The sequence below is a fragment of the Pseudomonas sp. SLFW genome (assembly GCF_009905615.1).
Lineage (GTDB): Bacteria > Pseudomonadota > Gammaproteobacteria > Pseudomonadales > Pseudomonadaceae > Aquipseudomonas > Aquipseudomonas bambusae.
The window spans coordinates 1-11,050 of sequence record NZ_JAAAKW010000043.1 but is presented as its reverse complement, the minus strand read 5'-3'; the positions used below and the strand labels follow the sequence as shown (position 1 = coordinate 11,050).

10 protein-coding genes and 1 pseudogene are annotated in these 11,050 nt (G+C 62.3%); all 11 read left to right on the top strand.

What is annotated here, in order from left to right; genetic code table 11:
• Positions 1-552, top strand: a pseudogene (locus GVN17_RS29310) (hypothetical protein); the annotation flags it as partial.
• Positions 553-900: 348 nt separating this feature from the next.
• Positions 901-1,317: a DoxX family protein gene (locus tag GVN17_RS29305; protein WP_166598761.1), complete on the top strand. Its 417-nt coding sequence runs from the start codon at positions 901-903 to the stop codon at positions 1,315-1,317.
• Complete coding sequence (locus GVN17_RS29300) at positions 1,310-1,942, top strand: antibiotic biosynthesis monooxygenase (protein ID WP_166598760.1); 633 nt, start codon at positions 1,310-1,312, stop codon at positions 1,940-1,942. Before GVN17_RS29305 ends, GVN17_RS29300 begins: the two co-directional genes overlap by 8 nt.
• A gap of 133 nt (positions 1,943-2,075) precedes the next feature.
• Positions 2,076-3,914 (top strand): amidohydrolase, encoded by a 1,839-nt coding sequence (locus GVN17_RS29295; RefSeq protein WP_166598762.1) that lies wholly within the window; start codon positions 2,076-2,078, stop codon positions 3,912-3,914.
• 125 nt (positions 3,915-4,039) lie between these two features.
• The gene (ycaC, locus tag GVN17_RS29290; RefSeq protein WP_166598759.1) at positions 4,040-4,660 is read left to right on the top strand and encodes an isochorismate family cysteine hydrolase YcaC; all 621 of its coding nucleotides are present in this window, start codon (positions 4,040-4,042) and stop codon (positions 4,658-4,660) included.
• A gap of 370 nt (positions 4,661-5,030) precedes the next feature.
• Entirely contained in the window at positions 5,031-5,705 is a 675-nt protein-coding gene (locus GVN17_RS29285; protein WP_166598758.1) for a GntR family transcriptional regulator, read from the top strand.
• Positions 5,706-5,811: 106 nt separating this feature from the next.
• Positions 5,812-6,618: an ABC transporter substrate-binding protein gene (locus GVN17_RS29280; RefSeq protein WP_166598757.1), complete on the top strand. Its 807-nt coding sequence runs from the start codon at positions 5,812-5,814 to the stop codon at positions 6,616-6,618.
• Between the two features lie 24 nt (positions 6,619-6,642).
• A complete protein-coding gene (locus tag GVN17_RS29275; protein WP_166598756.1) occupies positions 6,643-7,410 on the top strand; it encodes an amino acid ABC transporter permease in 768 nt (255 codons plus the stop codon).
• Between the two features lies 1 nt (position 7,411).
• Positions 7,412-8,191 (top strand): amino acid ABC transporter ATP-binding protein, encoded by a 780-nt coding sequence (locus tag GVN17_RS29270; RefSeq protein ID WP_166598755.1) that lies wholly within the window; start codon positions 7,412-7,414, stop codon positions 8,189-8,191.
• A gap of 48 nt (positions 8,192-8,239) precedes the next feature.
• Positions 8,240-9,850 (top strand): gamma-glutamyltransferase family protein, encoded by a 1,611-nt coding sequence (locus GVN17_RS29265; RefSeq protein WP_166598754.1) that lies wholly within the window; start codon positions 8,240-8,242, stop codon positions 9,848-9,850.
• A 160-nt stretch (positions 9,851-10,010) separates the two neighbouring features.
• Positions 10,011-10,691: a GntR family transcriptional regulator gene (locus GVN17_RS29260; protein WP_166598753.1), complete on the top strand. Its 681-nt coding sequence runs from the start codon at positions 10,011-10,013 to the stop codon at positions 10,689-10,691.
• Positions 10,692-11,050 lie beyond the last annotated feature (359 nt).

Genomic DNA, 11,050 nt, shown 5'->3' with positions numbered 1-11,050 from the left:
GGAGGCGGGGCTGCTGGAGGTGGCGCGGCAGGTGCAGCTGGTGCGGCAGGTACAGGGGCCGCCGGAACCAACGCTGCCGGGACCAATGGCACTAACAGCGGCAATACCAACGCGACCGGGACCAATGGCACGAATAGCGGCAACACGAATGCCACGGGGACCAACGGCACGAACGTCAACGGCACCGACGCCGCCCACACCAATGGCAGCAACAGCAGCAATACCAACGCCACCGGCACCAATGGCACGAATGCCAACAACACCGACGCTGCCCACACCAACGGCAGCAACAGCACTAACACCACCGCGCCGAACACCTCGACCACCAACGGGGTCAATAACGGGACCGGGCAAAATGGCGTGAACAACGGTGGCGTCAACAACGGTAACGTGGGCACGACCAATCCGGCATTGAGGCCGGGTAACGGCGTGGGTGGCTCGTCGTCGGCGCCGTCCTCCAGCGGCAACAGTGATTCCCTGCAGCAGGAACGTCAGCGGAGCGGCGAGCGGATGATCATGGAGCGCAAGGGGCAGATTCAGGAAGCCAATTGAGGCGGTGTCATGCGATTCAGCGTTTCCTGATCCACTGTCTTCGCTGCCGTCGTAACCTCCGGCGACTCCCACAGGACTTGTTGCGAATCCGCGACCTGCGATCGACGCCTCTACTGTTGATCGTGCCCCCCGGGATCAAGGATGGCGCGAAATCCCGTGGGAGACGCCGGAGGTTACGACGGCAGCGATAGCGGTCTGCCTGATTTACCCACCCCTCTGCCACGCACAAACCGTCCATTCACAGCACGTCCGTTCAATACCCCCTCATCCCCCCCACGACACTATGGCTTCAAGACCTGCCACCCCTCATCGAGGACATGGCGGTATTCATGAATCCGTTGGTGTGAAATGAGCTATTCGACTTTCAACGACCGCGCGCTGGACCTGGGGCTGTTGTGCCTGCGGGGCAGCGGTGCGCTGTTTCTGCTGTTCGTCCACGGTCTGCCCAAGTTGCTGGATTACAAGGCGCAACTCACGCTGATCGAAGACCCTTTCCACTTGGGCGGCGTCTTGACCCTGAGCCTGGCGATTTTCGCCGAAGTGCTGTGCCCACTGCTGATCCTTGCCGGTGTGCTGACCCGGCTTGCCTGCCTGCCGATTCTGTTTCTGCTGCTGGTGGCGCTGGTCGTGGTGCACAGCGACTGGAGCGTCGAGCAAGGCCAGTTCGGCTGGCTGCTGATCATCATTTTCACCAGCGTATTGATTGCCGGTCCCGGTCGTCTGGCGCTCAATCTTCGCCTGCCGGGAGCGCTTCGCTATGCCTGAAACCGTTCTGTCCGCCGATATCCCCGCGCCGTCGACGTTGTCACCCGACGAAATCGTCACGCTGGTGGTCAAGCACCGCGTCAAGCACGGGATGGAAACGCAATACGAAGCCTGGCTGCGCCGCACGGTCACCATTGCCAGCACCTACCCGGGGCACCTCGGGGTGGACGTCGTTTGCGGCAAGTCCGACGGTTTGCACACCTTCACCTGTGTGCTGCGCTTCTCCTGTACCGAGGTCATGCAGAGCTGGCTCAGCTCTACCCAGCGCCGCGACCTGGTCGCTGAAGTGGCGCACATGCTCGCCGACGGCGACACCACCGAGGTCAATCGCCACAGCGAATTCTGGTTCGTCCCGGCCAGCGAGCTGCCACCGCCGCCACGCTGGAAACAGGCCGTGGTGACCTTTTGCGTGATCTGCCCGCTGACCCTGCTGATCCCACTGCTGTGGGGCCCGGTCTTCCGCGCATTTCCGTTGCTCGCTAATTACGTAATCAGCACGGCGCTGGTGACGATCACCATCGTGTTGCTGGTGGTGTACCTGCTGATGCCCCAAGCGACAAAGCTGGCCGCGCCATGGCTGAACGCCAAACCCGAGCCATTGCCCGGTGCCGACCATGAAGGATGAACCCACCAACAGCGACCGCCGCCGCTTCGTCGCCACCGGCTCGCTGCTCAGCGCGGCGGCGGCCGTTTTCTCCTCATTTCCCGTCACTGGCCTTGCGGTCGGTGCATCCCACTCTTCTGCCCCCGGAGGCGCGATGAACGTCGATCTGATTCTCTATAACGGCAACTTTCACACGGTCGATCAGGAAAAACCCAAAGCCAGCGCCGTGGCCATTGGCGGCGGCAAATTCGTCGCTGTGGGCACCGATGCCGAGATCATGTCCCTGCGCGGCAGCGCCACACAGGTCATCGACATGCACCAGCGCACGGTGATTCCGGGCCTCAACGACTCGCACTTGCACCTGATCCGTGGCGGCCTGAACTACAACCTCGAACTGCGCTGGGAGGGCGTGCCTTCGCTGGCCGACGCGCTGCGTATGCTGAAGGATCAGGCCGACCGTACGCCAACCCCGCAATGGGTGCGCGTGGTGGGCGGCTGGAACGAATTCCAGTTCGCCGAAAAACGCATGCCGACGCTCGAAGAGCTGAATCAGGCGGCGCCGGACACCCCGGTGTTCGTCCTGCACCTCTACGACCGCGCGCTGCTCAACCGCGCTGCCTTGCGAGTGGCCGGGTACACCCGTGACACGCCGAACCCGCCGGGCGGCGAAATCGTGCGGGACAGCAAGGGCGACCCGACCGGCATGCTCGTGGCCAGGCCCAACGCGATGATCCTGTATTCCACGCTGGCGAAGGGGCCGAAACTGCCATTGGAATACCAGGTCAACTCGACCCGGCAATTCATGCGTGAGCTGAACCGTCTGGGCCTGACCAGCGCCATCGACGCCGGAGGCGGTTTCCAGAACTACCCGGACGATTACGCCGTCATCACCCAGCTCGCCGAAGCGAAACAGCTGACCGTGCGCATCGCCTACAACCTGTTCACCCAGAAGCCGAAAGAAGAGCTCAACGACTTCAAGCACTGGACCAGCACCGTCACCCTGCACCAGGGTGATGACTTCCTGCGCCACAACGGCGCCGGGGAAATGCTGACGTTCTCCGCCGCCGACTTCGAAGACTTCCTCGAACCGCGTCCCGACCTGCCACCTGGCATGGAACAGGACCTTGAGCCGGTGGTGCGCCATCTGGTCGAGCACCGCTGGCCGTTCCGCCTGCACGCCACTTATAACGAATCGATCTCGCGGATGCTCGACGTGTTCGAGAAGGTCAACCGCGAGATCCCGTTCAACGGCATTCCGTGGTTCTTCGATCACTGCGAAACCATCACGCCGCAGAACATCGAGCGGGTGAAGGCGCTGGGCGGTGGCATCGCGATTCAGGACCGCATGGCGTTCCAGGGCGAATATTTCGTTGACCGTTACGGCAAGCAGGCCGCCGAGGCGACGCCGCCGATCAAACGCATGCTGGCCGAAGGCGTGCCAGTGGGGGCGGGCACCGACGCCACCCGCGTGTCGAGCTACAACCCCTGGACCTCGCTGTACTGGATGGTCAGCGGGCGCACCGTTGGCGGTCTGGAACTGTACCCGGAAGGCCTGTCCCGCGAGACGGCGCTGGAGCTGTTCACCCGTGGCAGCGCCTGGTTCTCGTCCGAGCAGGGCAAGAAGGGCCAGATCAAGGTGGGCCAGCTCGCGGACGTGGTGGCGTTGTCGCAGAACTTCTTCAGCGTGCCGGAAGAGTCGATCAAGTGGATCGAATCGGTGCTGACCATCGTCGACGGCAAGGTGGTGTACGGCACCGAAGAATTCGACGACCTGGCGCCGCCGAGCGTGCCGGTGCTGCCGGACTGGTCGCCCGTGGCCAAGGTGCCAGGCCACTGGCGTCAGGGCGCGCCGATGGCCGCTGCTGTTCACCAGTGCAGCGGGCCGTGCGGGGTGCATGCCCACAGCCACGACAAGGCGCGAATGTCGAAAGTCCCGGTCAGTGACTTCCAGGGCTTCTGGGGCGCGTTCGGCTGTTCGTGCTTCGCGTTCTGACCGGCGATTGAAAAGAGCCTGAAATCCCTCGCCGGGCTGAATGGGCGAGGGCAGGGGTCAGCGCCGTTCGCTGACCCCAATAAACGAAACGCCACACCTCAGTCACTCACTCAATGGAGTCAATCATGACCGCTCCCTACAAACGTCTGGACATCAACGATGCCGTGGTCCTGCTGGTCGATCACCAAACCGGCCTGATCTCGCTGGTGCAGGACTTCTCGCCGAACGAGTTCAAGAACAACGTGCTGGCCCTGGCCGACTGCGCCAAGTTCTTCAAACTGCCGACCATCCTGACCACCAGCTTCGAATCTGGCCCGAACGGTCCGTTGGTGCCCGAGCTGAAGGAAATGTTCCCGGACGCGCCGTACATCGCCCGTCCTGGCCAGATCAACGCCTGGGACAACGAAGATTTCGTCAAAGCGATCAAGGCGACCGGCCGCAAGCAATTGATCATCGCCGGTGTCGTGACCGACGTCTGCGTGGCGTTCCCGACCCTGTGCGCGCTGGAAGAAGGCTTCGACGTGTTCGTGGTGACTGATGCGTCCGGCACGTTCAACGAAGTGGTTCAACAAGCCGCCTGGGCGCGTATGTCCGCTGCCGGTGCGCAACTGGTCAACTGGTTCGCCGTGGCTTGCGAGCTGCAACGCGACTGGCGCAACGACATGGAAGGCCTCGCCAACCTGCTGTCCCAGCGCATCCCGAACTACCGCAACCTGATCAACAGCTACACGACGTTCAACAAGTAAGAGGGTTGATGTCAGACAGGGCGCCATTGTTGCGGCCTGTCTGACAAACGCCGCAGTCCCCTGTAGGAGCGAATTTATTCGCGAGACGGCGGCACATCCGCAGAGGTTTATCGGATGTATCGGCCTCTCGCGAATGAATTCGCTCCCGCAGAACCCCACCACCCCCTTCCCGTTCCCGAACGCACGATCATCGTGCGTTATCTACCCATTCCTGGTGCGTGAAGTAGCAGTCCGATACGCCCCCCGAAACCTACCCCTGCACATTTTCCATTCCGGTCAGACAGTTGGCGGGGTGCTGCTGACCTTGGCACCGCTTTTGCTTTTATGCATCCGTGGATTATTGGATACAAAAATTCAAAGAGGTGATTTCATGCGCCCCGTGCCGCGTTACACCGAACGTCAACCCGTGACCGCCGAAGAGGAGGCGTACGCTTTTCTGCTCGACGCCATCTGCAAGGGCACTTACCGCATGGGTGAACGGCTGATCGCCGAAGACATCGCGGGGGAGATCGGCATGAGCCGGATGCCGGTGCGCGAAGCGTTCAGGCGCCTGGCGGCCGACGGACTGGTCACGTTGCGGCCCAACCGCGGCGCCGTCGTCAGTGGCCTGAACATCGACGAAATGCGCGAAGTCTTCGAAATGCGCAGCGCGCTGGAAGGCCTGGCGATCCGCGTGGCGGTGCCCAAAATCACCGAACGACACCTTACCCATCTGGAGCGCCTGCTCGACGACATGGACGACTACCGCGACGACAGTTCGGAGTGGGTCAGCCGTCACCGCGCGTTTCACGAATACCTCTGCAGCCTCAGCGAGCGCGCGCGGTTGATGCGGCAGATTTCCGCGCTGTACACGGTCATCGAGCCGCACATGCGGGTCTGGCTGGAGCACGGCGAGAAGCCCCTCAGCGCCCGCGATGAACACGCGGTGATTCTCGATGCCGTGCGCGCTGGCGACGCCAATCACGCCGAGCGGGTCCTGCGCGACCACATCGAAGGCACGGTGCCTAGCCTGATCGCCTTTCTGGAGCAACAAAAACACCCCTAGCTTGCCCCAAAGAACCAGAGCGGGCCGTCAGCCTGCCGCTGTAACGCCGTACCGCTGTGACGTTCAGAACTGCCCTTACTTTCTTACCGAAACCGGAGCTTCCGTCATGCACACACCCGCCACATTGGCCGCCGCCATTTCCCTGAGTCTCTGCGCATCGCAGGTGTTCGCCGCGCCGACCGTGCCCGACCGTTTGCAGAAGGTCGACAAGGTCACCTATTGCTCGGGCATGGATTCACCCCCGCTCGTGTCGTTCGACGCCGCGCAGAAGCCGGTGGGCCTGACCATCGACCTCGGTGTCGAGATCGCCAAGCGGCTGGGGGGCAAGAAGGTGGAGTGGCGGGTGATTCCGTTCTCCGGGCTGGTGCCCGCGTTACTGGCGCAGCAGTGCGACATGATCGTCGATCAGTTGTTCGACAAACCCGAACGTCGCGAAGTGATCAACATCGTCAACTACATGTATTCCAGCCAGTCGGTGGTGGTGCCCAAGGGCAACCCCAAGGGCATCAAATCGCTGGATGACCTGTCCGGGCACAAGGTCGCGGTGCTCAACGGGTCGACGATCAAGACCCTGCTCGACGCGCAGAACGAAACCCTGACCAAAGCCGGTAAGCCGCCGCTGAAGCTGGTGGTCTACAACACCGACACCGACGCCTTCCAGGCCCTGCGCATCAACCAGGTCGACGCGTACGGCACCACCGTGGAAACCGCCGGTTACTACGCCAACATGGCCCCCGATCTCTTCCAGGAAGGTGTGCCCGCGTTCAGCCGCATCCTCACCGGATTGGGCATTCGCAAGGACGACGCGCAACTGACCACCGCTGTGCAGCAGGTGATCAGCGATATGCGCAGCGACGGCAGCTACACCCAGTTGCTCGCCAAATGGCATGTCGAAAGCGACAAGCTCGATTGAGTCAGCGCCGAACGGGATAGACCGATGAATTTCAATTGGGATGTGTTCTGGCAATACCTCCTGCAACCCAGTGGCGTCTACGTCACCGGGCTGTGGCTGACGTGCCTGATCAGTGTGCTAGCGATGCTGCTGGGTTGCACGCTGGGCCTGATCGCAGCGTTGATGCGCCTGTCGAAGAACCCGCTGTTGAACCTGCCGGTGCGTTTTTACGTATGGCTGATGCGCGGCACGCCGTTACTGGTGCAGATCGTCTTTCTCTACACCGCGCTGGCGGCGGGCGGGATTTTCCGCTTCGAAGACATCGACCTTGGCTGGTTCATCGTGCCGGGCAACATTCAGGCGGCGATCATCGCGCTGGGGCTGAACGAAGGCGCGTATATGGCCGAGATCATTCGTGCCGGGATCGGCGCGGTGGACAAAGGTCAGTACGAGGCCGGGCGTTCGCTGGGCATGACCTTCGGCAAGCTGATGCGCCGTATCGTGTTGCCCCAGGCGTTTCGGGTCATCGTTCCGCCGCTGGGCAACGAATTCAACGTGATGCTGAAAAACACCACGCTGGTCAGCGTCATCGGCGTTCAGGAACTGCTGCTTAGCACGCAAATGGTGACCTCCGCGACGTTCCGCGTTTTCGAGCTGTACCTGGTGGTGGCGATTTACTTCCTGATGCTGACCACGCTGTGGGGCTTCTTCCAGCGCTGGCTGGAACAGCGCTTCGGCCAGTCGGACCGACAGCCACCGGCGGCGAAACGCATGTTCGGTCGCAGCGCAATGAAACTGCTGAGGGGGCGTTGAGATGGCGCATCAAAGTGACGAACTGATCATCGAGGCGCTGAACATTCACAAGTCCTTCGGCGACCTGGAAATTCTCAAGGGCATCTCGCTGCAAGTGCGGCGAGGCGAAGTGGTGGTGCTGATTGGCGCTTCGGGGTCGGGCAAGACCACCTTCATTCGCTGCATCAATTTGCTGGAAGACATTCAGTCCGGACGTATCCGGGTCAACGGCCAGGCCATGGGCTATCGCGAGCGGGCCGACGGCACTCTGGTGCGTGAGTCCGAGCGGCACATCGCCCGCCAGCGTCGCGACATCGGCATGGTGTTCCAGCGCTTCAATCTGTTCGCCCACATGACCGCGTTGGAGAACATCATCGAGGCGCCGATCCATGTGCTCGGCGTCCCAAAAGCGGCTGCGTTGAATCAGGGCCGTGAGTTGTTGGCGCGGGTCGGTCTGGCGGACAAGGCCGCGCACTATCCCTCAATGCTGTCCGGCGGGCAGCAACAGCGAGTGGCGATCGCCCGCGCGCTGGCGATGAAACCCAAAGCCATGCTGTTCGACGAGCCCACCAGCGCCCTTGACCCGGAAACCGTCGGCGAGGTGCTTCAGGTGATGAAAGAACTCGCCGAAGACGGCATGACCATGGTCGTGGTGACCCATGAAATGGGCTTTGCCCGAGAGGTCGCCGACCGCGTGGTGGTGCTGGACCAGGGCGAACTGATCGAGCAGGGGCCCCCGGAACAGATTTTCAGCCGTCCGAATCACCCCCGTACCCAGGCGTTTCTCAGCCGCGTTCTCTGAGGCCCAGCCGGTCTGGTCCACGAATCCCGCATTGATAGAGCCTTCGACATGTTGAATTTTTCTGCCCACGACTATCCGTATCCGTCCCAACGCCAGAGCGTTTTTGCCCGCCGAGGCATGATCGCCGCATCGCAACCGCTGGCCGCTCAGGCAGGGATGGAAATGCTACAAAAAGGCGGCAACGCCATCGATGCCGCGATTGCCACGGCCGCGGCCCTGACCGTCGTCGAACCCACCGGCTGCGGCATCGGCGGTGACGCGTTTGCGTTGGTCTGGACCCAGGGCCAACTGCACGGCCTGAACGCCAACGGTCACGCCCCGGCAGCATTGAGCATCGAGGCCGTGAAAACGGCCGGCCACACCGAGATGCCCCTGTACGGCTGGACGCCCGTCACCGTGCCCGGTTGCCCCTCGGCCTGGGCTGAACTGTCTCGACGGTTTGGCAAGTTGCCGTTTGTTGATCTGCTGCAACCGGCAATCAGCCTGGCCCGGGATGGCTTTCCGCTTTCACCCGTGGTCGCCCATCAATGGCAAAAAGCGTTCGACGAATTCAGTCCCCATCGGGACGCGGTGCTGGACAGCTGGTTCGACACCTTTCTGGTCGACGGCCGGGTGCCGAACGCCGGAGAACTGTTTCGCAACCCGGCGCAGGCGCGCACCCTTGAAGAACTGGCCAACACCCAATGCGAGAGCCTGTATCGCGGCGCGTTGGCGCAGCGCATCGACGCTCATTCGCGAGCCACGGGCGGCTATTTGCGCGCTGAAGACCTTGCCGCGTTTCGCCCGCTGTGGGTCGATCCGATCAGCGTCAATTACCGGGGCTACGACGTCTGGGAAATCCCGCCCAGCGGCCAGGGCCTCGTGGCGCTGATGACGCTGAAGATCCTCGAAGGCTTCGATTTCGACCATCGCGACAGCCAGCAGACCTGGCACCGTCAGCTGGAAGCCATGAAGCTGGCCTACAGCGACGGCCTGCACCACATCACCGACCCATTGCACATGCGCGTCGCGGTCGAGGATCTGCTCAGCGACCGTTACAGCGATGCACGGAGGGCCTTGATCGCCGAACACGCCCAGGCGCCAACACCGGGCGATCCCCACGCCAGCGGCACGGTCTACCTGGCCGCCGCCGACGCCGAGGGCAACATGGTCTCGTTCATCCAGAGCAACTACCACGGCTTCGGCTCCGGCGTGGTGCTGCCCGACAGCGGGCTGGCGTTGCAGAACCGGGGGCAAGAATTCAGCCTCGATCCCGCGCACGCCAATTGTCTGGTCCCTGGCAAGAAAACCTTTCACACGATCATTCCGGGGTTTATCACCAAGGGCGGCCAGGCGGTGGGGCCGTTTGGCGTGATGGGCGGCTACATGCAACCTCAAGGGCATGTGCAGATGGTCATGAACCTGGTGGATTTCCGCCTCAACCCCCAAGCGGCCCTCGACGCACCGCGCTGGCAGTGGTTGGGCGGGATGAGAGTCGGCATCGAACAAGGCGCGTCAAAAGCGTTGGCAGCGGGACTGGCGCGACAGGGCCACGACATCAGCATCGCCTACGACTCCACGGAATTCGGTCGCGGGCAGATCATCGTGCGTGATCCGGACACAGGCGTGTTATGTGGCGGCACCGAGCCCAGGGCCGACTCCACCATCGTGGCGTGGTAAACCAGACGATCTGCTGATTTTAATTTTCCGAAAAGTCCTGTAATACAATACGATTGCTTTAGACGGGCCGGATCATGAGGATCGGCCCCGGATTCAATCGTGGTCTTCCCGCAAAAGGAAGGCCGCCACCGTGGCATTCACAGGTCTTCAGGAATACAGCATGAAAGTACTACGTCAGGCGTCGTCCTTGCGGCATCAAGTGCAGGATGCACTGCGCAATGAAATCATCTCGGGGCGCTTCAAGCCTGGGGATCGTCTGGTGGAACAACAGCTGTACACCGCGCTGGACGTCAGCCGCACCTCGCTGCGTGAAGCATTGCGGCAACTGGAAGCGGAAGGGCTGGTGGAACAAGTGCCCCATCGCGGCGCCTACGTGGCCTCGGTGGATGCCAAGGACGCCGTGCAGATCTACGACGTACGCGGCGCGCTGGAAGTCCTCGCCGTGCGCAACTTCGTGCGCTACGCCACCGACGAAGACGTCGGCGAACTGAGCGAAGTCTTCGACGAATTCGCCGAACAGTCCCGCACCACCAGCGTCGACGGCACAGCGTTGCTGGACATCAAGCGCCGCTTCTACCACGTCCTGCTCGACATCGAACAAAGCCGCGTCGTCGGCGGCATGCTCGAACAACTCAACAACCGCGTCAGCCTCCTGCGCGCCCTGTCCCTGGGCCGGGAAGGGCGCATGCCCCACACCCTCGCCGAACTCAAGGAAATCGTCCGCAACATCCAGCTGCGCGACGAAGAAGGCGCCTGCGCCGCCGCACTGCTCCACGTCGAAAACGCCTCCAAAAACGTGCTCGAACTGCTGGCGGCGACCGGGGTGCACGCGGTGCAATAACCTGCCAACACCCGGACCGCCGGGCTGCCCCTTTCTTACGAACCCTGCGGCGTGCGCGGTTTAGGTGTTCACTGAAGATTCACTGTGGGAGCGAATTTATTCGCGAAAGAGGGTTCTGGCGATGGAGGTGTGTTGAATGTACCAGCCATTCGCGAATGAATTCGCTCCCACAGGGGATTGGCGACATAACAGGAATAGCGTGGCCGCCTAATCCGCGAAGAGCGTTAGCTCCAGCCAGATGCCGTTGCTCTTCCAACACGATGGATCAGACGCCGCAGAACGCGACTTGGGTGCAGGCCGAACGCAGGTGGCGCGGAGTGGGTCGAGCGGCATGGATGCCGCGAGAGCGCCGCAAGGAC